Below are 26296 nucleotides of genomic sequence, written 5' to 3'. Positions count from 1 at the left end.
ATTGCATTACACAGAGCTTACATTGCCTTCAGCATATACTCCAGTATGGCGTGTGAACGTTCCGAAGCAGTCACCGTGAACTCACGGTAATTGACATGGGCCGAACCATCCGCTTTGTCAGACATGGAACGGATGATCACAAACGGCGTTCCGTTCATATTGCAGACCTGGGCGACAGCGGCCCCCTCCATCTCGGCACAAGCTCCGTCCAGCTGCTCACGCAGCACGGTAACGGTCTCCTTACTTGCAATAAACTGATCTCCGGATAGTACTATCCCTGTCACAGACTTCTGCTTCAGCTCCCGGCACGCCTGCTCCGCCAGCTTCACCAGCTGCGGATCTGCCGGAAATGAAGAGGTCTCCTGGTAAGGAATCACCCCTCTGGCGTAACCGAGTGCTGTCACATCCATATCGTGCTGGATGCACTGCGATGAAATGACAATGTCCCCGATATTCAAATCGGGATGCACTGCACCTGCCACACCAGTGAACAATACCCGCGAAACGCCGAAGCTGTCCAGCAGAATCTGCGTTGTTACTGCAGCATTCACCTTGCCGACCCCCGATTTGCAGAGCACCGCTGTTTTGCCGAATACAGTTCCCGAATGGAAGGTAATCCCCGCCCTCACGGTTGTCTGTCTATTCTCCATTTCCTCAAGCAGCAGCATAATCTCTTCATCCATTGCGCCAATCAGACCCAGAACTTCACTCATCCTTAACCCTCCCATTTATAACTTCCCTGAAACATAAAAAGCTCCCGAAGGAGCTTTCTACGTACCTTATATTCACTTGTTGAACGGACAAATCTTATTTGTTCACATGGTTGACGGACAGGCGAAGAATGGTTTCATGCGGCAGAATAACCCGTGGGTTCTCCACCGTTTCCTTCTTCATCAGTTTCGTCAGCAGTCTCATCGCTACCGCGCCCAGATCGTACATTGGCTGTGCCACAGTAGTGAGCAAAGGACGAACCATAGATGCCATCCGGATATTATCGACACTGATGATCGAGAAATCGTCTGGAACCTTCAATCCTTCATCCTGAATACTGTGAATTGCCCCAATGGCCATCTCATCGGTTGCTGCAAAAATAGCGGTTGGTTTCTTCTTGAGACCGAGGAAATACTTCATGGCTTCGACACCGGATTCGTAACGATAGTTACCGATGCGGACCAGATCCTCCTGGTACTCAATGCCTGCCGCTTCCAGCGCTTTCTTGTAGCCGTGGAACCGGGCATAGCCGTTCGCGGGATCCTGCAGTGTTCCGCTGATCATTGCAATCTCACGGTGGCCGTGACGGATGAGCGTGTTCACTGCATCAAACGCAGCCGTCTCATGATCGATATCGACGGAAGGGTAGGTGCCCTTCTCATCACGAGTGGCGCAGAGCACAATTGGAACTGCTGAGGTCTGGAAGGCTTGAATATGCTCCTCCGTAACGGTTCCGCCCATGAAGAGCAGCCCGTCCACTTGTTTCTCAAGCAGCGTGTTAATAACACGAATTTCCTTCTCCTTGCGCTTGTCCGCATTACACAAAATGATATTGTAGTGATACATATTGGCAATATCTTCAATCCCGCGTGCAATTTCCGCAAAAATCGAGTTGGAGATATCAGGGATAACAACCCCAACGGTTGTCGTTTTCTTGCTGGCGAGACCTCTCGCCACGGCATTTGGACGATAGCCCAAACGCTCAATCGCTTCAAAAACCTTCTTCCGGGTCTGCGGTTTCACGTTCGGGTTATTATTCACAACCCGTGATACCGTAGCCATAGATACGCCTGCTTCTCGAGCTACATCGTAAATGGTTACCGTCAAATTACTCTCTCCATTGCGATAAATTTTATCGTTCGACTAATTAAAATTATGATACGACACTTTGTACAATTGTGCAATGATAACGCTTCATTTTCCTTTCAAAATTTCTTTCAAAGGTTGAAACGCCAGTCCTGGCGCGGCTTTAACGCCTTCCGCCAATTCCTGATACTCCAATAACTCCCAGCCGTAAAACGCTTTAAATTTCAGAAATGCAGCGGCGGATCAAAGCCGATATTGCGCTCCAACCACCGGACAGCTGCAGCAATCCTGTAATCTCTTTCTATCGTATCAAAAAGTGCGTGAAAAATCCAACATTTGCTGAAATATTTTCATTGATTTTGCAGAAAAATTTTTCAAAACGCCAAAAAACGCCATTTATTTGGCACTTTCTGCCGATTGAGCCGTTAATTGGGACAGTCTAAGTCCAGTTTCACCCATCCATGACCTGTCGGACATATCTGCAGCTAAGCGGTAAATGTCCAATAGCAGATCAATCCGCCCCTGAATCGCACTCCGGATGGACTCTTCCAGTTCAGGCAACCCGCCGGCAAATAAACCGGAAGCAAACGTTTCCTTCAGCACACTGGCCCACTCATTGCGCTCCGCAAACGAAAGCTGCTTCCGGCCAGGCGGAGTAGCAGCAAGCTCACCGATGAGCTTCCCCAGATCCCGTTTGATCACGGGCAAAGGTTCATAGCGGGCACACTGCCTGCAGGTATATACCGGTACATGAGTAATTTTGATCTTTGCACTATAAATCAGCGTATGCATATGTATGGTCATGATCCCGCCGCAGCCGCATGACTTCTTCATTAAATTATCTTTATACATCTCCCACACCTCAGAATGATCTTTTAATAATCCAAGCAGAAACAGCTACGCCGTCCTGGAACAATTATTGCGTGAAGCCTATCCATTATCTTTCAAAAAACACGTATGGTTACCTGTTCAGATGCTATATTCGACCTTACTCCTGCGAATCCCTGCCGTTTTGCATATAATGATTTAATTGGCAAAATGCTTAGACTTTACCATATGAAAAGTGACTTCAACTTTTTCTTTTGATAGAATGGCTTAGAACCGAGATGTTATTAACCGGAAGGAGCTGCATGGAATGAGACTGGCTGGCAAAAAGGTTATAGCGCTTGTAGATGATGAGTTTGAAGATTTGGAGCTCTGGTATCCTGTGTACCGCGTGCGGGAAGAGGGCGCCGAGGTTCATTTGGCCGGGCTGGAGAAAAATAAGACCTATGTGGGCAAATACGGCGTACCCGCCACTGCTGAATATTCATGGGATGAACTGAACGCAGCCGATTATGACGGCATCCTGGTACCCGGAGGCTGGGCTCCCGACAAAATCCGCCGTTACAGCGCAGTACTGAAGCTGGTGCAGGATTTCAACGACGCCAAGAAGCCGATCGGGCAGATCTGCCATGCCGGCTGGGTCTTGATCTCTGCCAAAATACTGGAGGGTGTAACCGTCACCTCCACTCCAGGCATCCGTGATGATATGGAGAATGCCGGAGCCATCTGGAAGGACGAGCCTGTGGTAACCGACGGACATATCATTTCCGCCCGCCGTCCGCCGGATCTGCCGCCTTACGGCAAGGCTTTCTGCGATGCGCTGGCGGGGGAATAAGCCGTAACATATTGATATTAAGTGAAAACTAATACGTGAAGATACATGAAGAGCCCTGTTCTCCGCTGTAGCGGCGAGCAGGGCTTTTTAAATTACATTGTGTTATTTGCGAAGAGTAAGCTCTGCTGAACCTGAAATCAGGTTCGGGTAACTAATGATCTTGAATGTCAAAGGCTGCTGCAGCTCGGCCGTGCCCAGCTTGTAAGCATGTTGAAAGGGAGGAACCTTGTCGTCAGCATGAGCAGGATCAATAACAGGCACCGCGGGATTATACGTAGCCGTATGCAATTTGCCTGCTCCGTCCTTGAATGTCTGATCCAGAATTACATTTGCAGTATAACCAGCGCTTTTATTGCTGGGTCTTTGGTATTCCATAATCAAGCTATGAGTATTAGACGCAGCGGTTATCCGCAGACGGTCGTCAGGTCCTTTGATTATTTGCTTCTTATCCGTATCTACTATCAGCTCCTGGGCGGATTTCTCAAGACCGACGACACCATCAATTTGCAGCTTCATGGTTCCAGGTGACAATTCACTGCCAGGGAATACGAGGAACTGTTTCCCCTCAACATTAATCGATGCTTTTGAATACAATGCAGTGAAATCATTACCGCCTCCAAGCAGAATATGCGGGCTGTTCAGACCGAATATTTCCACGGAATTCTGCGGGCTGTATGCAGTTTCCACATAGATGCCAGTTGCAGCTATATATACGTCCCCGATCTCAACATCCTGGCCAGCGATTTCCATAGTCCGGTTAATGGATACAGTCTCTCCGGACTGTGCAACAGCATTCTGCTCAATGGTGATCGGGACATACACCTCAGTGGTTGTCGCAAAGTTCTGTATGCCATCGACCACCCCGCCTACCGGACCCACCACACTCAGCTTTACCGCCATCCGCTCCGGCAGCTTCGTATAATTGCGGTTCCAAAGTGCTTTTTGGTATCCTCGTGTTACTCCAGATACAGCTTTCGGATTACTGCTGAAGTAAGCCCCTTGTCCTAGTTCTATATCTGCAACTGTAGTCACTGAGAGCGAATAAGCAGATGCACTTAAGTTCTTATTCTCCAGCTTATAGAAAAAGAGGATTCCCATCCGGTCTGCTGCAACGGCTTCCACTGTCAGAACATATCCATCCGTCTCTGCTGTTGCACCGCTTATCGGCTTAATGAGACCTGCCGCCAATGCTGAATTAACTGTAGAATCACTTCCGGCAACTTTGCTGTAAGCTTCGAACCACTTCATATCCTGCACCGTTACCTGCGAACTCAAAGCACCACTTCGCGGCTTCAAAGCCTCGCTCCCCCAAGGAAAAACGAACAGCAGCAGAATCGCCAGCATAGCCGCCGAACCTAAAACATAACGCGCTTTTAGAGACATATTGAATTTCTGCGACCGGGTTATCCCCTTGCGAATTGCAGCATTCAGCTTCAGCTCAGCAATTTCATCCGCTTCGACTGACAGACTGTGATAATACTCCTTCAGCAGTGTTTCTTCACTCGTAGCCATCCTATAGTCCCCCTCTAATTCTCATTTTGTCGCGCAGCTGCTTCAGTCCCTTGTTCAGCCAAGTTTTGACCGTCCCTTCAGGCTTGCCCAGCACCTCGGCGATTTCGGTCAGTGTCATATCCCGGTAATACTTCAGCACAAGCACCTGGCGGTATTTCGGCTTGACCCCATTCAGCGCCTGCTCCATATCCAGCTTGCGGTCACTGGTCATCTCCTGCAGGCCGCCGCTAATCTGAACCGGACCAGGAGACGCCAGACGTTTCCTCCGCTTCAATTCATCCTTACAGCAGTTGATCAGAATTCTTGTCAGCCATGGTGCAAATCGCTCTGTATCCTTCAGGCTCCCACGCTTGACCCAGGCTCTATATGTAGTTTCCTGCACAACTTCAAGTGCCTCCGCCTCGCTCCGCAAGTAGCTATAGGCTATGCTGTAGAGTATTTTCTTCTGCTCTAGCACCCGGCTGATGAACAGCTGTTCCTGCTCATTTAAGACCCGCATCCGCTCGCCTTCCCAAACATTCTCCATCCCGCATCCTCCCTCTGCTTTTTTTGATTTCTGTATATACTGACTGCACAGCGCCGCAAACGGTTTTACTTTTTTGGGACAAATAAGATAAACGGGTTAGAAATTCTCTCTTTGAGGAGTCTGTAACAGCTGTGATTCACAGCAAAAAGCCCGGCGTGTATGGGTTGACCACCACGCCGGACTTTATATTAGATAAGCTCATTATGTGTGCCCGTTAATGGTTATGACGTTTTTTCTTTGGAATCCCCGCCTGCACCCAGCGTAATTCCGCTGCGCCCTGCAAAGGCACTCAGCTGCTCCTCTGTCTCCGAGCTGGTCCGGTTACGGAAGCAGAGCTTAGCAACTTCTCTGGCTTCGGAAGCCAGCGTGTTCAGGGTACGGTGCTTCACCTTAAGCAGCGCCTGAGGCGACATGCTCAGCACACTGATTCCGAGCTCCAGCCAGAGCGGTAATGACCGTTCATCTGCGGCCATCTCACCGCACACACTGACATCGATCCCTACGCTGCGGGCCGCATCCACGGTCATCTTGATCATGCGCAGCACTGCCGGATGGTAGGGATGATACATATGGGCAATCTGCTCATTCATCCGGTCCACAGCGAGTACGTACTGCACCAGATCATTCGTGCCGATACTGAAGAAATCCACTTCCTCCGCCAGCAGATCGGCAATCATAACAGCGGCTGGTACCTCAATCATAATGCCCACAGGCAGCTTGCGGTCATATGGAATCCCACGGCTGTCCAGCTCGCTTTTCACTTCCTCCAGCACGGCTTTGGCAGCCTGAACCTCTTCTACGGAGGAGATCATCGGGAACATCATCCGGACATTGCCGTAATGGCTGGCCCGTAGAATTGCCGTCATTTGCGTCTTGAACATGTCCTTGCGGTCCAGACTGATGCGGATCGCGCGGTAGCCGAGGAACGGATTCTGCTCCTCCGGCAGCTGGAAGTAATCCAGATGCTTGTCTCCTCCGATATCCAGAGTGCGGATGACTACAGACTCCTTGCCGACTTTTTCAGCTACAAGCTTATAGACTTCAAACTGTTCATCTTCCGTCGGGAACGTATTACGGTCCATATACAGAAACTCCGTACGGAACAGTCCCACACCTTCGGCTCCATATTTCAGCGCCATATTGAGCTCCTTCACAGAGCTGATATTGCCGGCCAGACGAAGAGATACGCCGTCTTTGGTGAAAGCTTCAACGGTAGCGAGCAGCTCCAGCTGTTCCCGCTTTTTGAGCTGCTTGGCACGTCTGGAGGTGAAATCCCGCACGGTGGACTCATCCGGATGGAGCATCACTGCTCCGGTCTCCCCGTCGAGCACCAGCATGTCCCCGGTCTGAATGGGGGTAATGATTTTGTTCTCCAGGCCCGCGACCAGCGGAATGCCGAGCGCCCGGGCCATGATGGAGGAATGCGAAGTCTTGCCGCCCATCATCGTGACAATGCCCAGCACATAGGCCGGGTTCAAATGCGCCAGCTGGGACGGAGAGAGCTCCTTCGCCACAAGAATATAAGGCTGTGTATCGGACGGAAGGGTAACTTCCGGCGCACCCAGCAGATGCTTCAGCAGACGGTTGCCGACATCCTTGATATCCACCGCCCGCTCCTTCATATACTCATCGTCCAGCAGATCGAACATAGCTACAAAATGGTCAATGGCTTCCTTAACCGCCACCTCGGCCGCTTTATACTGGCGTTCGATAATGCCGCGGATTTCGCTCATGAACACAGGGTCGTCCAGGATCGCCAGATGGGCATCAAAAATACTCGATTCCTCCGGCCCGACGACCTCCCGGAATTCTCTTTTGATAAATTCGATCTCATCCTTGGAGGTGCGGATCCCTTCGTATAAACGTTCAAACTCCTTAGCCAGATCCACCGGATTCACCTGAGTGTCCGGCAGACTCCATTCCCAGTTCGGCAAGACAAAGGCCTTCCCGATGGCAACACCTGCTGCGGCGCCTATGCCTTGTATCATGCTTCGATCCCTCCAACATTACTTTCGTGTAGAACAACGGACATGACTGACGACTGCCCCTTTTTAACATTTTTAAATGGAGCATAGCTCCAGGATTTTACGCGGTCCGGATTGGTAATGACCATAGGTGTAGCGAGTGAAGCGGCATGCTCCTTCAAGAAAGCCAGATCAAATCTGACCAGCAGCTGCCCGGGCTCCACGCTGTCACCCTCTTGTACAAGCGCCTCAAACGGCCCTTTAAGCTGCGAAGTATCAATCCCTATATGCATAAGCACCTCAAGCCCTTCGGGTGTAGAAATACCCACTGCGTGCATTGTAGGGTATACATGCATCACCTTGCCGAATACGGGCGAGACCAGCTCTCCTTTTTCCGGGAAAAAGGCTACTCCGTCCCCGACCAGCTTCGCGGCGAAAATATGATCCGGCACCTCTTCGATTGGCATCATCCGGCCCTGGATGGGCGAGCTGAACAGCACCTGCGGCAAATCGCGCAGCATCAGCTTGTCAATCTCTTCGCGGATCAGCTCCGAGTATGTGCCGAAGACGACCTGCACGTTGCCGCCGCCCAGCTTGATAATGCCTGCGGAGCCAAGCCCCTTGAGTGCTCCTGTATCTATCAAACGGTCGTTATGCACAGTTAATCTTAGCCGGGTGATGCAGGCCTGTACCTGTACGATATTCTCTTTGCCGCCCAGCGCCTCCAGAATCAGCGGAGCCTGATAAGGTATATTCCCCGCCCAGTCCCCTAGCTCGGACCCTTCTTCGCGGCCCGGTGTAGGAATCTGGAAGCGGCGTATCGCCCAGCGGAACACATTATAGTAGACGATGCCATAGCCGATCCCGATCGGAATCAGCAGCCAGGCCCGCTGGGACAGATGCAGATTGAGGAAGAAATCGATCGCACCTGCCGAATACGAGAACCCGTGATGAATGCCGAGCGAGTAGGTCAGTACCATGGCAAGGCCGGACATGACTACATGCAGCGCGAACAAATAGGGTGAAGCAAACAGGAAGGCGAACTCAATCTGCTCCGACACCCCGGTCAGAAAGCAGACCAAAGCGGCACGCAAAAAAGTCTTCTTGATCTTTGGCTTGAGGTCCTCACGCGCTTCCTGGATAATCGCGAAGGCAATCGCCGGCAAGGCAAACATCATGATCGGGAACAGCCCGGCCATGAAGATCCCCGCTGTAGGGTCACCGGCAAAAAAACGCGGCAAATCCCCTTGCACGACTGCACTTCCGTCAGGCGTCGTGAAGGAGCCCAGCTGAAACCAGAATACATTATTGAGAATATGATGCAGGCCAAAGGCCGTCAGCACCCTGTATAATACCCCGTAGACAAATACTCCATATCCGCCGGTAACCTGCACGACCCGGAAGAGATCATTCAGCAGCTGTTGGAGCAGCGGTGATACGCCGAGCATCACCCAGGCGAACAGCGCCGAGAACAAACCCATAAAGAGCAGTACAAAACGCGACCCTCCGAAAAACTGGATCGCCTCCGGCAGTTTGATATTCTTAAACCGGTTATGCGCTACGCCGGCTACAATCCCAAGGATAATACCAATTAATGTTGCAGGCTGTACAGCCCCGTCTCCCATGTTGGAAACAATCCGGTCATAAGTGAACATCCCTGCGAGCGCTGCCAGTCCGGCAGGTCCGGCCTGATTGGACAATCCCCACGCCACACCGACAGCAAACAAATAAGGCATGAAATAGAATATTCCTTGCCCAGCGTATGTCGTCACTTCGGATACCGAAGAAAGTCCCCATGCAGACCACGGTAAGCTGCCCAGACTCAGCAGGATGGCCGCCGCCGGAAGCACCATGGTAGGAAGCATAATGGCTCTGCCTAACTGCTGCAAAGATCCGAGCCAATTCAAGGTGACCCTCTCCTTTCTTTCTATATTGAATGGTAAGCGCTGCAGCAGTTTTTGTCAAAAGAATACGTGTAAACAAACACAGCAAGGATAGCCTGGCTCGGGGGCGATTACCAGGATACTTTTACCTGACACAAACTATCCTCTGCAATGCAGGTCAGTCGCAGGACTCCTGCGACTCCTGCGACTCCTGCGACTCCTGCGACTCCTGCGACTCCTGCGACTCCTGCGACTCCTGCGACTCCTGCGACTCCTGCGACTCCTGCGACTCCTGCGACTGAATAAGTGTAGTTTGTACAACTATAATTGACTAGGAGATCTTATATTTTATTTTAATTGCATTCTGTACAACTATTCAGGTTCAATTCCGCTTAAATCGCAAAAATCTGTTTTTTAATTGTACGAAGTGCAGTTATTCCTGAAAAACCCCTTGTAGAGCACATTTTAGTTGTACTAAATACACTTATCTCCTACTACACCGGATGGCCTAAAAACTTTAGCAGTAAAAGTAGGAACTTCAGCATTGATCAGCTGTCATTGGCGCAACCTTAATCTGAAACATTACTAGTTGTCACGCAAAGGAAGGGTGTTCTGAGTGTTCTGAGTGTTCTGAGTGTTCTGAGTGTTCTGAGTGTTCTGAGTGTTCTGAAGTCACCATACGATATCGGACCGCATTGTGCTAACCTCGTAGTACCGCACCCGTTCCTTTGAAAATACAGGTTTAAGCAGTCCTTTATCGCTCAAGGCAATCAGCAGCTTGCGCGCCGTCCGGAAATTGATGTGTAAATATTCAGTCACATCCTTGGGACGAAGCGGCCGTGCAATCCGCCATGCCAGTCTTAACACATCCATCTCTTCAGAAATCAAATGCTGAGCGGCTGTACTCCGGGCTAAATAAGGTGCCAACGCCAGCTGCAGCAGCATCCGGCATACCTCCGGACGCTGCCGGATATCGTCGAATGAGAAATGCAGCATTTTCCAGCCCATTCCCGTTAAGAAGGTATCCCTGTTAAGTGCATAGCTGAATTTTTCGCGGTCCACGTCTTTAACATGACTCTGAAAACCATCGCATTCAATTCCGAAACGACGGCCGCTTGCAGGCAGAAAAGCAAAATCCAAAAATTGCGACTTGCGGTTCCAGTCATACACTTCGTATTCCGGATGCAGATGCTCCAGCGACTCAAACAACGGCCACCATACATTCTGTAAAAACAGTTTCTCCGCATAGTTGTGTCCACGCACCAGCCTCCCCCGCCGTTCACCAGCTCTTTCATTAGTATGCATCTCAATAAACGTGCAATGTGCCTGTTCAAAGTCCATATGAATGACCTCCTGTAAAATAAAAAAAACGCCCTTCCCCCATGAAATGGAGTAAAGGACGTTCTTCGTCTGTTTCAAGTATAGCAATCGCAATCAATAAAATCTATATTCTGCATGAGCAACATTCGGATTCCAAGGCTTCGCACCGTTCCAGCATTCCGGATTATGAAAACCAGAAGCCGGAGCTTACTCCGGCTCCCCTATGAGCTCTTTCATCCGGCTGCAACCGAGCACTTACCCCCGGCTCCGGCCCTTCATCGTAATCGCCTCTTCCACCTTGATGCAGCGGTCCATGATGGCGATCATGCCGTGTTCAGCGGCGATGTCCGCCGCCTCCTGGCTGATGATGCCCTGCTGCAGCCAGAGCACGCGCGCTCCGATATCTGCGGCTTCCTGCGCTACTGCCGCGCAGTATTCACTGCGGCGGAATACATTCACAATATCCACCGGCTCAGGAATTTCCGCCAGCGTGTGATAGCATTTCTCACCCAGGATCTCCCCGTCTACCGATGGATTGACCGGAATAATCCGGTACCCCCGGCTCTGCATAGCGCCTGCGACCATATACGAGGTGCGGTCCGTTTTGTCAGATAGGCCAACTACGGCAATATTGCCTGCTCCAGCCAGAATATCTCCGATTTCTTCCCTGCTTGGATTCTCAAAGCTCATGTGTATTTCCCCTTCCCGTGGTTAGATGTTCGTTATAAATACATCATACAGCGGAGCGTACCAAGTTCCAAATTCACATGACTCCCGCAACGGCCGAATCCATTCTTAAACAGGCCGGTTTGAAGCCGTGCGGCCGGAGATGCGGTGCCGTTAGTGCGGCAGAACCCTCAGCTTACCGTACACAGCCAGACCATATGGACAGAATCCGGACCCCAATAATCCTTAACTATCACATAGGGTTCTCCGAATTTCCGCAGCCACCTGGTTTGTGCACGTCTGTAGCCGCTGTCCAGGCAGAACCGATCAATACCCTGCTCCCGGAGAAATACCATGAGCATTGCAATCAAAGCCGACCCAATCCCTTGCCCCTGATATTCAGGCAAAACATACAGACTGCCCAGCTCGCCTACAGCATCAAGCTGATTCCCGGTGCAGACCCTGATGTCTTCTCCGCATGGAGCATAAGAAATGGTGCCGACAACCCTACCGTCAATTCTCGCGACCCAGAACCAGATGTCTGAATTCAGCGGATTAAGAGACGCTGCTGCCATTCGTATCTTGGATTCAATCTCCTGCTGAATGTCACCCTGCAGGTGACCCAGTCCGTCGCTTTCAAAAGCATCCGTAATCGCAAGCCTATAAAGATCCGATACCGGAGAAATATCATCCTCCTTGAGCGGATTGATATTTAACGGACCCACCTTTGTTATTCTACCCATTCCACATTCGCGCCCAGCGAACGCAGGTGATCGAAGTATTGCGGGTAAGATTTCGCGACATGATGGGCATCCTTGATCCGCAGCGGCTGACGGGCTCTGAGGCCCACTACAGTAAGCGCCATAATTACACGGTGATCATAATGCGCGTTAATGGTTACGCCGCCTTCAACACCCTCGGGCGTGCCATGGACAATGATCTCGTCACGGCGCTCCTCCACCTTCGCACCAGCACGGGTCAGCTCGGCCAGGTAGTCGGTAATGCGGTCGCATTCCTTATATCGCAAATTCTCAACGTTGTAGAAGCGTGAGGTTCCTTCAGCAAATACGGCAGCGGCCACCATGGCCAGCACAGCGTCCGTAGCTGCATCACCATCGAATTCTACTGCCTTCAGAATACCGTTGCCCTGCACATGCACGGTACCATTCTCATGCGTGAGCGGCACTTCCATCATCCGCAGCACATCAACAATCGCCCGTTCCCCCTGCTTGCTCTTCTCAGCCAGACGGTGAATCGTCACATCCGACTTCGTCACCGCTGCGGCAGCAAGTACGGCTGCCGAACCCGGGTAATCCCCCTGAACCGTATATGACTTGGCCGCATAAGCCTGCCTACCCGGCACCTTGAAGGACATGTAATCGTCAGCAGCATGTACAGTAATGCCTGCCTGCTCCATGACTTCAAGTGTCTGGCCAATGACCACTTTGGATTTCAGATCATCCAGTACAATAATTTCACTGTCTTCCTCTAACAGCGGTGTGAGGAACAACAGCGCACTAAGATACTGTGAGCTTACAGCACCGGATACGGTAATCCGTCCGCCCTGCGGTTTACCGCCGCGAATAGTGATCGGCAGCCTTCCATTATTATGCTCCACCTCTACACCAAGCTGGCCCAGCGCCTGAATCAGGTCATCATGCGGGCGTTTGCCTAGTGAATCCGGATACGTATTCACGAAAGTGACCTCCGGGCTGAGCGCGGCAACCGCCATCAGGAAACGCAGCACGGCGCCGGCATTCCCGACATTCAGCTCTTTGACATCACGCGGGTGACGCCCGAACCCCTGAACTACAATCTTCTCCTCATCTTCGGTCAGTACAGCCCCGAGATCGGCGATACATCTGCGGATGGCATCGCTGTCCTCACTGTGCGCGGGATGATAAATCGTGCTGACTCCTTCCGACAGGGCAGCTACCAGCAGGTAGCGTGTTGTGTAATTTTTGGATGACAGAGCTCCGAATTCTCCTTGCAGTGCCGGCGTTGGCCTAACAATAACGTCCATAATCTAAGCGCTCCTTAAAGTAATATAGTTTCTGTATGTACGGCCCCGTTTGACAGGGTAATCCGCAGTTGTGTTATCATTGATACATTCTATTAGGACAGAAAAGAGGGTACAACCATGAATGAAATCCCACAGATTACACCACAGGAACTGCGTGAGCGGCTCGCTTCAGGCGAAGAGCTTGTTCTGATCGACGTCCGCGAAGATGATGAGGTTGCCTTCGGCATGATTCCCGGTGCGCAGCATATCCCAATGGGCCAGATCCCGCAGCAGACTGATGAGCTTCCGGCTGATACTGAGATCATCTTCATTTGCCGTTCCGGCAACCGCAGCCAGCGTGTCTGCGAATATCTGCAGCAATTCGGCATTAAGGGCTCGAATCTGAGCGGCGGCATGATTGAATGGAATGAAACCGGACAAGCCTAGTCTAAGCACGAACGCAAACACACTTAAAAGCTCAAGCGCGGTAATGCATTAAAATATATTGTGAGACTTCGGCCACATTCAGCTCCGTTGTATCGACCGTGCAGTGCGCGAAACGGTAAGCCTCCCTACGCTGCTCCATAATAGCGCGGACCCGTTCTTCGGCATTGCCGGCGAGCAGCGGCCGGTTCTCATCCCCGCTGACACGGGCGATAATCGCTTCCTCAGTGGCTGTAAGCGCCACAACAAGCCCCTGCTCGAGCATAACCTCCGCATTACCGGGTGCCAGCACTGCGCCTCCACCTGTAGAGATAATTCTGCGCTCACCCTGCAGCATCCGCTTCAGTACGGCCGATTCAATCTTCCGGAAAGCCTCTTCGCCGCCTGCGGCAAAAATCTCCGCAATACTCCGGCCTTCACTCTCCGTAATCACTGCATCCAGATCAACCAGTTCATATCCAAGCTCCTCAGCCAGCATAGCGCCTACCGTTGACTTCCCCGTAGCCATCATTCCGACGAGTATGATATTTCTGTTCTCTGTTATTTCCCGTATATTCTGCCGTTCTTCCTGATCCCCAGCCATAACTACCTCCAACCGCGACATTTGTCATATCATAACACAGGGTGAAAAGTTTGCACAATGCAGCAGAGGTGCAAAAAAGCCCGAAAGCTCTCCGCAGGAAGCGAAAAGCATTTCGGGCTCTCTATAGCCTAAGCTGGGCGGTTACAATTACTCAGCCAGCCAGTTGTGGTGGAACACCCCTTCTTTGTCCACGCGTTTGAAGGTGTGGGCGCCGAAATAATCGCGTTGTGCCTGCAGCAGGTTCGCCGGAAGGCGTTCAGTGCGGTAGCTGTCATAATAAGCAAGCGCACTGGAGAAGCCTGGAACCGGAATACCCAGGGTTACGGCCGAAGCAATAACTTTGCGCCATGCGGATTGGTAGTTATCCATAACATCCTTGAAGAACGGATCAAGCAGCAGGTTCTTCAGGTCTGCATTATTGGCATAGGCATCCGTGATGTTCTGCAGGAACCGGGAGCGGATAATGCAGCCGCCGCGCCAGATCTTGGCCAGTTCACCATATTTCAGATCCCAGCCGTATTCATCAGAAGCTACACGCAGCTGTGCGAAGCCTTGTGCATACGATACGATTTTGCTGGCGAACAATGCTTTACGCACGTTCTCGATGAATTCAGCCTTGTCACCATCGAAGGCTACAGCAGCAGGACCGCTCAGCACTTTGCTGGCTTCAATGCGTTCTTCCTTCATTGCAGACAGGAAGCGGGAGAATACGGATTCGGTGATCATGGACAGTGGCACGCCGAGATCCAGCGAACTTTGGCTTGTCCATTTGCCGGTACCCTTTTGTCCGGCAGCATCAAGAATGACGTCTACCATGGGTTTGCCGGTTTCTTCGTCATACTGCGCGAAGATATCCTTAGTAATTTCGATCAGGTAGCTGTCCAGCTCGCCGCTGTTCCACTCTGCGAAGGTGTTGTGCAGTTCCTTGGCATCCAGGCCCAGCACATCTTTCAGCAAATGGTACGCTTCGCCGATCAGCTGCATGTCGCCGTACTCAATGCCGTTATGCACCATTTTTACATAGTGCCCGGCACCGTCCGGTCCGATATATGTACAGCAAGGCTCTCCGTCCACTTTGGCAGAAATAGCCGTAAGAATAGGTTCAACCAGCTTATACGCGCTTTCCTGACCTCCAGGCATAATGGAAGGACCTTTCAGTGCGCCTTCTTCGCCGCCGGATACGCCAGTACCTACGAAACGGAAGCCTTTGTCCTCAAGATATTTGCTGCGGCGAACAGTGTCAGGGAAATAAGCGTTACCGCCATCGATAATAATATCGCCCTGATCCAAGAACGGCAGCAGCTGCTCAATGGTAGCATCGGTTGCTTTGCCCGCCTGAACCATAATCAGGATTTTGCGCGGCACTTCCAGGGATTGTACAAACTCTTCGACTGAGAAAGTACCTACCAGGTTCTTGCCTGCTGCTTCTGCGACCAGATCATGTGTCTTCTCCGGGGAACGGTTAAACACGGATACGCTAAAGCCTTTGCTCTCGATGTTAAGAGCCAAATTTTTGCCCATTACCGCCAAGCCAATGACGCCGATTTGTTGTTTTGACATCTGGTTCTCCACCCTTTGCACCCTGTATTTTTTGTGAAATCCATTTCTCGCAGTATAAGAATACCACCCTTTGTCAGAGACAGCAAAGTTCCGCCTGCGAAAGAGAGATCAATTTCATTGACAAAGTCCTAAGAATCAGGGAAATTGCTCACAATGACTATTTTAACGGTTTTGAGCGCAGAAGTGAACCCCTGCACGCAACTTGCATTACAAAGTTCAAGGCACCCCATAGCGGGATGCCTTGAACAGAAGATAATTCATTCAATTTCACCATTCAAGCGCGGCAAGCTCCCTGGTCAGAATGTTCAGCCTGGCCGTGCAAGCCTCCACCTCTGCAGAATCCTTATTGCGCATGGCTTCACTCAGCCGGTCCAGCTGCTCATCAACCTCCAGCCGGCGGTCACGGATCCGCTCCTCGCCTTCAATAGAGTAGAACAGTTTCGTCAGTTCCTGGTCGGATAGCAGCGGACCTTTCTGATACAGCACACGCTGCTGATATCCGGAAATCTCCACCAGTCGGATCACTTCGCCGAAAAGAATATTCTCAATAATAATCTGGCGGTCGCGGAAACGTTTGACTACGGCATGGCCGCGCATATCACCAATCAGCTTCTCCATCCATTCAGCCAGGCGCGCATCACGGATCATATAATCTCCCACCAGCTTGAAGCCATCCTTAATCCGCTGGAAGCGCAGCTTCACAAGCTTGCGTCCGGTGCGCACCGAAATAAGAAAAACATTCTCATTCTCACTCCAGTAAAGGGAATAGCCTTCCTTTATCAGATCCTTGATCAAGTCCTGGATATGTTGTCTGTCAAACCGGAGCTCCAGATTGCAGTACTCCACTTCGTCATTTTTGTTCACGGCACTCCCCCCTAACTGCTTGGTTACAGCATAGCCAGTTTCATGGCCTAACTTTAGAAGTAGAACTGACTGCCGGACCTCCACATACGCCCCATCATTTTGCCTTCGTCTTACACTTATTTTATACTTCATTTTATGTAGCGGTAACTTGGTTTATTGACTATTTTTACCCGCTTTCCGCCTTTTCCAAACGCCAGACCCTACTTTTGAAGTCATTCCCCGGTCTATTGTGCAAAATAAATATATAAAAGCCGCAGGCAGCCGGGTTTACCGGTCTGTCTGCGGCTTTAGTATTTCCTAATACTTTAATATAAGCAGCACTTAATGCGCGCTTCCTTGCTTCAGCTTCGTCCGGTGGACAATCAGCAAATGCAGGCCGAAGAGCAGGACCATTACACCTGCACTGGCCAGAAAAGGCGCACTATGGCTGACGGAATCCCACAGCTTGCCGGACAACACGGGACCTGCAACCATTCCCGAGCCCTGCAGCGTCAGGAACAGGCCCCAGACCGTCCCCCGCTCTCCCTTGGGAACCTGCTTGGCCAGGAAGGCATTCCATGCCGGCAGAATAAGCGCATAGCTTATTCCGACCAGCGCCACGGCAACGAAGGCCAGCGGCAGCCAGCGGACCTGCGAGAAGAACGCCAGGGAACAGGCTGCCAGCAGGAAGCCGATGTTGAGGAAGACCGATGTCCCGATTTTATCAACCAGCTTGCCCGCCGGAATCAGCGCCAGCACCGTGATGCCCCCGCCGGCAATCAGCAGCAGGCTGAACTGGTTAGGCGTCACATGCAGCTCGGAGCGGGCGAACAAAGTAACCACCGGGGTCATGAGCCCGATGGCAAAAGCCTGCAGGAACAGCGCCGGGAAGAGCAGCCGGCTTACCTTCAGGGAAGTTCTGACCTGATGCCAGGTCCGCTTCAGGCTCTGCAGCGGCCGCAGCGGCGTGCGCGGCACTGCAGTCCCTTCGGGATTCATCTCACGGACGACATGAGGCGCATGGCCGCCAATTCTAGAAGGCAGCAGCAGTGCTACAGCCACTACGGCAGCGGCGAAGCCCATCAGCACCAGGAATACTGTACGGTAGCTCTGTCCGCCATGGTCCATCATGAAATTGACGATAATCGGGCCAATCCCGGTACCGGCCAGCGACGCCATCTCCACAGCACCCATAGCCGCCCCGCTGCTGCCGCTTTCCGTAGAACCGGCAAGTTCGGTAATCCCGGTCATAGTACAAGGCCATAGCGGCGAAGTTCCGATGCCCAGGACTAGACAGGCAATAGACAATGTGGTTGCATCTTTGGCATAGATAATCATTCCGACAGCCACCAGAATCAGCAGCAGCGCACCTGTCATCGTCCAGCGGTAGCCAATCCGCTCCATCACCCAGCCGAACGGGCTGCGGAACAGATTATCTCCCAGATACTGCAGGGCAAAGGCGAAGCCGACCACCGTCACCGACAGGCCCAGAATATTCTCCATGTAGACTGGAAGCAGGGCTACCAGCAGCGATCCTTTGACGAATTCGACCAGAAAAATAATGACCCACATCTCCACAATGAACGGTGAGGCCAAATTGATATGCATACGCTGCGCTACTTTGCCAGACATTTCATCACATCCTAGTATTATGTTGATTGATTTGTTATACTGATGCTTGCTCAAGCAGAAATGGCTAGTCCGTCCTCAAATGGACGGTATCCGTTTCAGCGAGAAATATAAGGATGAAGTTTAGTGTAAACTAATACTTCCTTATATTTTGAAAAATCGACTCTTCGCGAAAGGTTGTGACAGCATTAAATGGATCAACATGTAACTCCCCTCTTCACAGCTCTCAAAAAGCATGCCGCCGGAAACCCAGTTCAATTTCATATTCCGGGACATAAGAAGGGGCTAGGGACCGATGCCGAATTCCGTGAGTTTATCGGCGATAACGCTCTATCCATAGATTTGATCAATATTGCACCGCTTGATGACCTTCATCAGCCCACCGGGGTTATTCTTGAAGCTCAGAAGCTGGCTGCAGAGGCCTTCGGCGCCGATTACACGTATTTCAGTGTACAAGGCACGAGCAATGCCATCATGACTATGATCCTCTCTGTCTGCTCAGAAGGAGATAAAATTATTGTGCCGCGCAATATTCACAAATCAGTGATGTCGGCCATTATTTTCTCCGGAGCCAAGCCTATTTTCGTCTCTCCTGTACAGGATGAGAATCTTGGGATAGACCACGGCATAACCACAAGCTCGCTCGAACGGGCTTTGAGGCGCCATCCGGATGCCAAAGGTGTCCTCGTTATCAATCCGACGTATTTTGGCGTGTGCGCCGACCTGCGTTCGATTGTCGACCTGGCCCACAGTTACGGGGTTCCCGTACTTGTGGACGAGGCACATGGAGTATTGATTCATTTTCATGAGGAATTACCGGTATCGGCCATGCAGGCCGGTGCGGATATGGCAGCAACCAGCGTGCATAAACTGGGCGGCTCCATGACGCAGAGCTCGGTACTGAATCTCAATGCCAAGACAGGTCTTGTTAACCCTCAGCGGGTACAAACCATTCTCAGCATGCTGACCACAACTTCAACATCATATATTCTGCTTGCTTCTCTGGATACCTCCAGACGCAACCTGGCGCTAAACGGCCATGAGATGGCCTCCAGAACCATCGCCTTATCCAACTATGCCCGGGACGCTATTAACAGCATTGAAGGCTTGTACAGCTTCGGCAAAGAAATTCTCGGTACAGAGGCAACCTTTAATCTCGACCCGACCAAGCTTAACATTCACGTCCGCCATCTGGGCATTACCGGATACGAAACCGAGAACTGGCTGCGTCAGAAGTATAACATCGAAGTAGAACTCAGCGACATGTATAATATTCTTTGCCTGATTACCCCTGGAGATACCCAGGAATCGGTAGATAAGTTGTTAGCCGCTCTGCGCGTGCTCTCAGCGATCCATTACAGCAAAGGTGAGATCTATGAGATGAAGGTGCAGGTGCCGAATATTCCGCAGCTGGCCCTGATTCCGAGAGATGCCTTCTACGCCGATACACAGCTGGTTCCCTTCCGGGAGTCTGCAGGCTACATTATTGCAGAATTCATCTATGTTTATCCGCCGGGCATCCCGATTCTTCTCCCTGGTGAAGTTATTACCCAAGATAACATTGACTATATCATCGACCATGTGGAAATCGGCCTGCCGGTCAAAGGCCCTGAGGACCGCAGCATCACCAACATCAAAGTAATTGTAGAGGCTGAGCCGATTTCTTAATCGGCTCAGGTCCCTGCAGCAATACAAAACCCCGATACTGTTACAGTATCGGGGTTTTGGTATTAGGCGGTGCTGTCTTGTCCAAGACAGTAAGCCTAAGTACTTGATTCACTGAAATCTATTCTTGCTGGGCCAGCAGCTCGTTGTAAGCTTCTTCAACAGCTTTCCATTCAGCTTCATCTTCAATGTTGTAGAGAACCATTTCTTCGTCTTCTTCTTCCATACGCAGAATGATGCCGTCTGCTTCAGGGTTTTCGCGCTCGAGCAGCAGTGCGTATAACTTCTCGCCTACGTCAAACGTTTCTACCAGCACCATTTCTACATCTTCGCCCTGCTCGTTCGTCAAGGTCAGCACAAACTCCTCGTGCTCATGGTCGTGATCATGTCCGCAACCGCATGCTTCACCATGTTCATGGCCATGCTCATGTTTGTGATCGCTCATTGAAATACCTCACTTTAAATTGAATTATCCTACATTTGGTATCGTAACACGTAAGATAAGTTCAGGTCAATTTGCAGACCCCGGTTAATTCTTGGCCGAAGCCGTAACCACCTTTTCTGACACAAGAACGTAATCTCCGCTCTTGGATGACTTGATGAAGAACCCTACACTGTATTTGCCGGATTCTTTGAAATCATAGGTGAATTCCGGGGTGGAGAACCAGAAGTCCTCATTCTTCGAGCCGCCGGCATCCTCCAGAATATCCTTCACATTCCCTGACGGATCGGTGATTGACACCTTCACAGCTGAGACGCTGTCCTTCAGGCTGTCAACCTGGGTAAGGATCTTCATCTTCAGCTTGCCTGTATTTACATTGCCGAATACCGTATCGCCCTTGAACAGCACAATATGCACATTAGGCTTGAGGATCGTCACTTTGCCTGAACCGTCCCAGCTGACGACACCTCCCGCTTCTCTCGCAGGGATATAGGCCTTGCCGTCAATCAAATAGCCCCCATCGGCTATTTCCTTTCCATTGCTCCACACTTTGATTTTCTGGTTTACAGCGTCAGCGAACAAATATGAGCTTCCCATCATGGAAAACACAACCACGCATAGAGCAATTTTTTTCCATCTCATTGTAGAGCCCCTCCAAATAATTCATGCTGTTAATGTATACTACCAACCCTTCGACAAGTTGCGCAGAATTCAGGGAATTATTTCTTTTTGCAGTAGAAAAGAAACATGCATCATTATGCAACCGGTTTCGGTATGGAATCTATGGAATTTCAGGGAAATGTGCCCTCCCCACAAAACAAAAAAAGCCGGACATTAGCATCAAAATAGATGCTTGCCCGGCCGTTTCATCCTGTTATCTATGCCTGGTTAAAATTGCGGAAGCTGATCCAGATTGTTGGTAGGATCCCCATCTGCATCGCCGCGAATATACATTTCGCCGTCTTTCCCTTTGAATGCGTTGACTCCGGCAATACTCCCGGACTGAACCTCCTGAAGTGCCTGCTGATAATCCAGCACACGGCCGGAAGAGGTCTGGAACTTGGTCAGATCACCATCACCGTTTCTTTGGGCTGCAATAAAGCGTTCACGTTCGTTGTTCATCACTTAGGATCTTCTCCTTCGCGCCTGGGATTAGCCATCAATCTGGCTCACAGATAGCTTGTCCATAGAATCGAAAGAGTATGTACCCGGGCTGATTACAGCGTTTTCTGCATTCTCACGTGAAGAATACCGGCATCATAGAAGGGCTCCGGGGAAATTACTTCATAGCCCAGTTTGCTGTAAAAGGCTTCTGCATGACACTGGGCGTCGAGAATAGAGGCTACCAGGCCGAGTTCACGGGCATGCCCCTCCATAGCGAGCAGCAAAATCCGTCCGAAACCCTTGGACCGGTAATGCTCGTGAACAGCAATCCGCTGCATTTTAGCGGTCTCTGCCTTGTAATAAATCAGTCTTCCGGTAGCTGCCGGCTCCCCGTTGTCCTTAAGCAGGAAATGATGCGCGTTGTCACCGATCACATCATATTCATCAATCTCCTCTTCGGCCGGCACCTTCTGTTCCTCCACAAATACCTTATTGCGGATCGCAAGCGCCATCTGGAGCTGCTCCTCTGTAGTGACATGTACGATTTCCACTGCCATTCTCCTCTAGCCCCTCTCTATAGGTCCAATCAACATTGAGCCATTATACAGAATTTTTAATATCCTGTATAGAGCCTCTGGTCTTCAGGGATAGGGAAGACGGATAAGCCGCTTCCGCCGGACTACTGAATGGAATACACCTCTTCCGGAATCGAACGGTCGTACACATCCTGCATAACCGGTGATATAAGACTATCCGGTGTATCCAGTCTGCCATCCAGCCCGTTCATCTTATGAATCCCCGTATACCCGGGAGACTCACCGCCAGCCGCACATCCGGCCGTCCCCAGCATCACACATACTCCAATGACCCCGCTCCACACTATTGACCTGCGCATAATTGTACCCCCTGTTCTTCTTGGCTCTATACAGCTTTGACGAATCAGGGGCTTCATAAACGATTTCTTACAGATTTACATTGCCAACGATATGCACAAGGTACATCATGCCGCCGAGAAAGCCTGCGAGTACAAAATAAGCAATACCATATCTCCAGCGTAACGCGGCCGGCACATCATAATATTTATCATTATCAAACACTGTAAAACTGATCTCACACTGCATCTTCAGCTGCAGCTTAGCATCCACATACAGCTGGTCCAGCTGTACGATCCGGACTTTATCGATAATGGACTGCACAGGCATAGTCGTTGTACCGTAGTAGTCCAGATTGTCCCAGCGGACACCAAGATATTGCTGGCGGTTCAAATCACTGTAGGTGGTAAAAGGCAGTTCCCTTTTGTGCTCAGGTCCGGGAATCAGATACCCTTGATCCTGCAAATCTTCAATCGGTATCAGGAAGCTCTTCAATACGGCATGCATCTGATTCTTCGTGCGCCGGCTGATATATTTCTTGTACATGTCATAGGCAAATAACAGCCAGATAATACCGAACAGAATAGATTTCAGATAGATGATCACAGCCAGACCTCCAACCAGACCCACCAGCCATAACCACCGGGTAACCGCAGTTGCAATTCTTCCCCCATCCAGCGGATGAATTGGCAGCAGGTTGATCAGGTTTATAAAGAATCCGACATAAGCCAGTGAATACAGCAGCGGGCTGTGATAGTAATAAGCTGCTCCGAAGACGGCGGCCGCGCCAATGCTCCCCAGAATGGGACCTCCAAAAGCAACGTAGGCTTCCTCTCTGGCATCCAGCGGTTGTTTCTTCATCGTAATTAATGCGCCCATAAAAGGAACAAACAGCGGTGCGCTCACCGGCAGCCCGATCCGCTTGGCAGCGATAACATGGCCTATCTCATGATCGAATAATAAGGCAACGAAGCCCACTGCAAATTGCCATGGTGAGATCAGTGCATAGGCCCAGATAGACACCATCATCGAAATCAGCGGTCCCGCAATCTTCCCCAGCTTAAGCAGAGACAGAATGGTTTTGCCCTTCAGCAGCAGCAGTACTCCCGCGCTACCAAGCCATCCCATTATGCCTGAGCTTTTCTTTTCCTGCTATTTTTCCGGCAAAAGTCTCATTCTCCTTTATCTCTATATCTGGTGTTGACATAAGCCATCACCTGCATATATGATATCCAGTAATTAGGATAACCACAATAGCTATGAAGAGAAAGAGTACCTTGGCAATTCTTTCACAGAGAGCTCCGGCCGCTGAAAAGGAGCAGAGAAAACCCACGGGAATATGGTCTCAGAGCTGCGCATCGAAGCCCGCATAAACGGGACGTAGGCTGCGCCGGAACCCGCATCCGTTACCATGCTAGGGTATACCCGCAGGCTTATGCGGACGTACCTGAAGAGGTGGATGCCGCAAGGCATTGATGAATTTGGGTGGTAACACGTGAGCACAGGCTCTCGTCCCTTTTGGGGATGAGAGTCTTTTTTGTGCGCTTAGAAATCTAAACATGTTTTCCGAAACGGGTTTTGTCCGAATCCGTTTCAAGGAAACATCTGTCAACAAAACTTATAGGAGGACAATGACATGACAAACATTTTTATCGGAGGGGCTTGGCCGTATGCCAATGGCTCCCTGCATCTGGGCAGGCTTGCGAGTATTCTACCGGGAGATATCCTGGCCCGCTATCACCGTGCCAAAGGCGACGCTGTGCTGTATGTCTCCGGCAGTGACTGCCATGGCACTCCCGTCGCTGTGCAGGCGGCGCAGGAAGGTGTATCCCCTGGTGAATTCGCCAGCAGATATCATCAGGAATTCACAGATTGCTTCCGTTCGCTTGGATTCACCTATGACTTATACACCCGGACCGATCAGGAGCATCACCACAGTGTGGTGCAGGAGCTGTTCCTTAAGCTGCTGGATAACGGCCATCTGTACCAGAAGTCTACGCTCCAATGCTACTGTGAGCAGGATCAGCGCTACTTGCCGGACCGCTATGTAGAGGGAATCTGCCCGGTCTGCGGACAGCAGGCCCGGGGTGACCAATGTGATTACTGTTCTACGATACTCGACCCGGTTGACCTGCTGGAGCGTACCTGCAAAATCTGCGGAACCCCGCCGGTGCTGCGTTCCACCCTGCATTATTATTTGTCACTGTCCAGCTTCCAATGCGCACTCTCAGATTATGTGGATTCTGCGCAGGGCTGGAGAGACAATGCTGTGCGTTTAACCCGCAGATATCTGCAGGAAGGACTGCAGGACCGCGCCGCAACGCGGGATCTGGATTGGGGGGTAGATGTTCCTGTAGATGGCTTCACGGACAAAAAAATCTATGTGTGGATTGAAGCGGTCAGCGGCTATCTGTCCGCCAGCAAGCAGTGGGCTGCCGGGACTGGCAACCGCTGGGAGGATTTCTGGCTTGAATCCACTGAGAACAAGGACGCCGGGTACCCTCCCATTACAGCCTATTATGTGCATGGCAAGGATAATGTGCCTTTTCACAGCCTGATCTGGCCGGCTCTGCTGCTGGGTGCTGGAGACCTTCATCTGCCGGACCGTATCTTCTCCTGTGAATACATGACTCTCGAAGGGGAGAAATTCTCCACAAGCCGTAACTGGGCCGTCTGGGTGCCGGATATTCTCTGCCGCTACGATCCGGACTCCATCCGGTATTTCCTGACGGCGAACGGTCCTGAGAAACGGGATGCCGACTTCTCGTGGAGAGAATTCATCTACAGCCATAACAGCGAGCTGCTGGGTGCCTTCGGTAATTTCGTCAACCGCAGTCTGGTATTCGTGAATAAGTTCTGGAATGGCGAGGTGCCTGAGGGCACACTGGATGCCGCATGGGCCGGCAGCATTAATACATTGTACAGTGAGACCGGGAGACTTATTGAGGGGGGCAGCTTCAAAGAAGCGCTCGAGCATGTCTTCACCCATATCCGCCAGGCCAACAAATATTTCGATCAGCAGCAGCCGTGGCTGCAGATTAAGAATGACCCCGCCGCCTGTGCCAGCACGCTGTATACCTGTGTACAAATCATTGCTAATCTATCCAACCTGTTGAACCCGTTCATTCCATTCTCCTGCGGCAAGATCAGGGGGTTTCTGGCCCTTGAACAGCCTGTCTGGCAGCCGGTAGCCGTTCCGGCGCATCAGCGGGTGCAGGGGCTGGAATTATTGTTCGAACGGATTGATGTGGCGCGGATTGAGGAGGAGACCGAGCGGCTTAAGAGCTTGCAGCGCTGAGGCGGAAAACTTCATCATCCCCTCGTCAGCTGGCTGATGAGGCGGACTGAGATTCCTCTATTCCTGCAAATCAGGCAGATTCCCGGGTCAATCGGACTGAGAATCTCTTATATGCCCGGCCGCCCCTCATTTTGGGGCCGGATGAACAAAATAACGCACTCAGTCCGTTGCAGCCTCAAAATGCGGCTTTTTCGGGAAATAGGGTCCTCTCAGTCCGCTTCACTTTTGCGATGAACACTTGCTCCAGTAAACCTGCTACCTGTTACTCGTCACCTGTCACCTGTCACCTGTCACCTGTCGCCTGTCGTCAGTCGCCTGTCACCTATCACCCGTCACCTGCTACCTGTCACCTGCTACCTACTACCTTTTACTTGTTACCTATTTCCGTTTTCACAAGATTCCGAACACTGGTGATATGCCGGCGCAACTCAAAAAAGCATCCTTATCCGCACCGCTTACAAAACAAGCGGTGCAGATAAGAACGCTTTTGGATTTCAATGCGTAGCTGATGCTGCTGCAATTCTTA

At 51.1% G+C, this 26296-nt stretch carries 25 protein-coding genes and 1 other annotated feature; of the genes, 4 read left to right on the top strand and 21 right to left on the bottom strand.

Annotated features, from left to right (window positions below; genetic code table 11):
* Nucleotides 1-17: 17 nt before the first annotated feature.
* The 3 genes from P40081_RS15015 to P40081_RS15005 form a co-directional block, all read right to left on the bottom strand.
* On the bottom strand, nucleotides 18-713 hold the full coding sequence (locus tag P40081_RS15015) for a 5'-methylthioadenosine/adenosylhomocysteine nucleosidase (RefSeq protein WP_042136531.1): 696 nt from the start codon (nucleotides 711-713) through the stop codon (nucleotides 18-20).
* A gap of 94 nt (nucleotides 714-807) precedes the next feature.
* Nucleotides 808-1818 (bottom strand): catabolite control protein A, encoded by a 1011-nt coding sequence (gene ccpA, locus P40081_RS15010; protein WP_036695017.1) that lies wholly within the window; start codon nucleotides 1816-1818, stop codon nucleotides 808-810.
* A gap of 375 nt (nucleotides 1819-2193) precedes the next feature.
* A complete protein-coding gene (locus tag P40081_RS15005) occupies nucleotides 2194-2649 on the bottom strand; it encodes a hypothetical protein (protein ID WP_042136529.1) in 456 nt (151 codons plus the stop codon).
* Nucleotides 2650-2932: 283 nt separating this feature from the next.
* Here P40081_RS15005 and P40081_RS15000 point away from each other — a divergent pair, with 283 nt between their 5' ends.
* Nucleotides 2933-3457: a type 1 glutamine amidotransferase domain-containing protein gene (locus P40081_RS15000; RefSeq protein ID WP_042136527.1), complete on the top strand. Its 525-nt coding sequence runs from the start codon at nucleotides 2933-2935 to the stop codon at nucleotides 3455-3457.
* A 102-nt stretch (nucleotides 3458-3559) separates the two neighbouring features.
* Here P40081_RS15000 and P40081_RS14995 read toward each other — a convergent pair whose 3' ends face one another.
* From P40081_RS14995 to aroA, 8 genes are all read right to left on the bottom strand, one after another.
* Nucleotides 3560-4969 (bottom strand): hypothetical protein, encoded by a 1410-nt coding sequence (locus P40081_RS14995; RefSeq protein ID WP_042136525.1) that lies wholly within the window; start codon nucleotides 4967-4969, stop codon nucleotides 3560-3562.
* A 1-nt stretch (nucleotide 4970) separates the two neighbouring features.
* Entirely contained in the window at nucleotides 4971-5495 is a 525-nt protein-coding gene (locus tag P40081_RS14990; protein WP_081969963.1) for a sigma-70 family RNA polymerase sigma factor, read from the bottom strand.
* A 221-nt stretch (nucleotides 5496-5716) separates the two neighbouring features.
* Nucleotides 5717-7483, bottom strand: coding sequence for a phosphoenolpyruvate--protein phosphotransferase (gene ptsP / locus P40081_RS14985; protein ID WP_042136523.1), 1767 nt, complete (start codon nucleotides 7481-7483; stop codon nucleotides 5717-5719).
* Complete coding sequence (locus P40081_RS14980) at nucleotides 7480-9366, bottom strand: glucose PTS transporter subunit IIA (protein WP_042136521.1); 1887 nt, start codon at nucleotides 9364-9366, stop codon at nucleotides 7480-7482. Before P40081_RS14980 ends, ptsP begins: the two co-directional genes overlap by 4 nt.
* A 648-nt stretch (nucleotides 9367-10014) precedes the next feature.
* Nucleotides 10015-10683, bottom strand: a complete 669-nt coding sequence (locus tag P40081_RS14975) for a PDDEXK family nuclease (protein WP_042136519.1) — start codon at nucleotides 10681-10683, stop codon at nucleotides 10015-10017.
* A gap of 234 nt (nucleotides 10684-10917) precedes the next feature.
* A complete protein-coding gene (locus tag P40081_RS14970) occupies nucleotides 10918-11352 on the bottom strand; it encodes a CoA-binding protein (RefSeq protein WP_042136517.1) in 435 nt (144 codons plus the stop codon).
* 167 nt (nucleotides 11353-11519) lie between these two features.
* Entirely contained in the window at nucleotides 11520-12071 is a 552-nt protein-coding gene (locus P40081_RS14965) for a GNAT family N-acetyltransferase (RefSeq protein ID WP_081969962.1), read from the bottom strand.
* Complete coding sequence (gene aroA, locus P40081_RS14960) at nucleotides 12059-13351, bottom strand: 3-phosphoshikimate 1-carboxyvinyltransferase (RefSeq protein ID WP_042136513.1); 1293 nt, start codon at nucleotides 13349-13351, stop codon at nucleotides 12059-12061. Before aroA ends, P40081_RS14965 begins: the two co-directional genes overlap by 13 nt.
* A 117-nt stretch (nucleotides 13352-13468) precedes the next feature.
* On the opposite strand from aroA, the gene P40081_RS14955 reads away from it, so the two are divergent.
* Nucleotides 13469-13777 carry a rhodanese-like domain-containing protein gene (locus P40081_RS14955; RefSeq protein ID WP_042136512.1) on the top strand — a complete coding sequence of 103 codons (309 nt, stop codon included), beginning with the start codon at nucleotides 13469-13471 and terminating at the stop codon, nucleotides 13775-13777.
* A gap of 31 nt (nucleotides 13778-13808) precedes the next feature.
* On the opposite strand, the gene P40081_RS14950 is transcribed toward P40081_RS14955, so the two are convergent.
* The 4 genes from P40081_RS14950 to P40081_RS14935 form a co-directional block, all read right to left on the bottom strand.
* Nucleotides 13809-14357: a shikimate kinase gene (locus P40081_RS14950; RefSeq protein ID WP_042136510.1), complete on the bottom strand. Its 549-nt coding sequence runs from the start codon at nucleotides 14355-14357 to the stop codon at nucleotides 13809-13811.
* Between the two features lie 147 nt (nucleotides 14358-14504).
* Nucleotides 14505-15917, bottom strand: a complete 1413-nt coding sequence (gene gndA / locus P40081_RS14945) for an NADP-dependent phosphogluconate dehydrogenase (RefSeq protein WP_042136508.1) — start codon at nucleotides 15915-15917, stop codon at nucleotides 14505-14507.
* Between the two features lie 267 nt (nucleotides 15918-16184).
* On the bottom strand, nucleotides 16185-16781 hold the full coding sequence (locus tag P40081_RS14940; protein ID WP_039297913.1) for a hypothetical protein: 597 nt from the start codon (nucleotides 16779-16781) through the stop codon (nucleotides 16185-16187).
* Nucleotides 16782-17102: 321 nt separating this feature from the next.
* Nucleotides 17103-18392 carry an MFS transporter gene (locus tag P40081_RS14935; RefSeq protein WP_042136506.1) on the bottom strand — a complete coding sequence of 430 codons (1290 nt, stop codon included), beginning with the start codon at nucleotides 18390-18392 and terminating at the stop codon, nucleotides 17103-17105.
* Between the two features lie 189 nt (nucleotides 18393-18581).
* On the opposite strand from P40081_RS14935, the gene P40081_RS14930 reads away from it, so the two are divergent.
* Nucleotides 18582-20057 carry an aminotransferase class I/II-fold pyridoxal phosphate-dependent enzyme gene (locus P40081_RS14930; RefSeq protein WP_039297911.1) on the top strand — a complete coding sequence of 492 codons (1476 nt, stop codon included), beginning with the start codon at nucleotides 18582-18584 and terminating at the stop codon, nucleotides 20055-20057.
* A 118-nt stretch (nucleotides 20058-20175) separates the two neighbouring features.
* Here P40081_RS14930 and P40081_RS14925 read toward each other — a convergent pair whose 3' ends face one another.
* The 6 genes from P40081_RS14925 to P40081_RS14905 form a co-directional block, all read right to left on the bottom strand.
* On the bottom strand, nucleotides 20176-20499 hold the full coding sequence (locus tag P40081_RS14925; RefSeq protein ID WP_019911532.1) for a DUF1292 domain-containing protein: 324 nt from the start codon (nucleotides 20497-20499) through the stop codon (nucleotides 20176-20178).
* A gap of 84 nt (nucleotides 20500-20583) precedes the next feature.
* Nucleotides 20584-21138 (bottom strand): hypothetical protein, encoded by a 555-nt coding sequence (locus P40081_RS14920; protein ID WP_042136504.1) that lies wholly within the window; start codon nucleotides 21136-21138, stop codon nucleotides 20584-20586.
* Nucleotides 21139-21384: 246 nt separating this feature from the next.
* Nucleotides 21385-21621 (bottom strand): DUF3892 domain-containing protein, encoded by a 237-nt coding sequence (locus P40081_RS14915; RefSeq protein WP_039297904.1) that lies wholly within the window; start codon nucleotides 21619-21621, stop codon nucleotides 21385-21387.
* Nucleotides 21622-21713: 92 nt separating this feature from the next.
* Nucleotides 21714-22157, bottom strand: a complete 444-nt coding sequence (locus P40081_RS14910; RefSeq protein WP_042136503.1) for a GNAT family N-acetyltransferase — start codon at nucleotides 22155-22157, stop codon at nucleotides 21714-21716.
* A gap of 122 nt (nucleotides 22158-22279) precedes the next feature.
* Complete coding sequence (locus P40081_RS38515) at nucleotides 22280-22495, bottom strand: hypothetical protein (protein ID WP_144026120.1); 216 nt, start codon at nucleotides 22493-22495, stop codon at nucleotides 22280-22282.
* Nucleotides 22496-22562: 67 nt separating this feature from the next.
* On the bottom strand, nucleotides 22563-23600 hold the full coding sequence (locus P40081_RS14905; protein ID WP_042136502.1) for a site-2 protease family protein: 1038 nt from the start codon (nucleotides 23598-23600) through the stop codon (nucleotides 22563-22565).
* 122 nt (nucleotides 23601-23722) lie between these two features.
* Nucleotides 23723-23992, top strand: a binding site (T-box leader).
* Between the two features lie 116 nt (nucleotides 23993-24108).
* On the opposite strand from P40081_RS14905, the gene metG reads away from it, so the two are divergent.
* The gene (gene metG, locus P40081_RS14900; protein ID WP_042136501.1) at nucleotides 24109-25770 is read left to right on the top strand and encodes a methionine--tRNA ligase; all 1662 of its coding nucleotides are present in this window, start codon (nucleotides 24109-24111) and stop codon (nucleotides 25768-25770) included.
* Nucleotides 25771-26296: the final 526 nt, after the last annotated feature.

Origin of the sequence: Paenibacillus sp. FSL P4-0081 (genome assembly GCF_000758565.1) — a bacterium.
GTDB lineage: Bacteria > Bacillota > Bacilli > Paenibacillales > Paenibacillaceae > Paenibacillus_AQ > Paenibacillus_AQ phytohabitans.
Note: the sequence above shows the minus strand (reverse complement) of the source record. Positions and strands in the feature narration are given on the sequence as shown.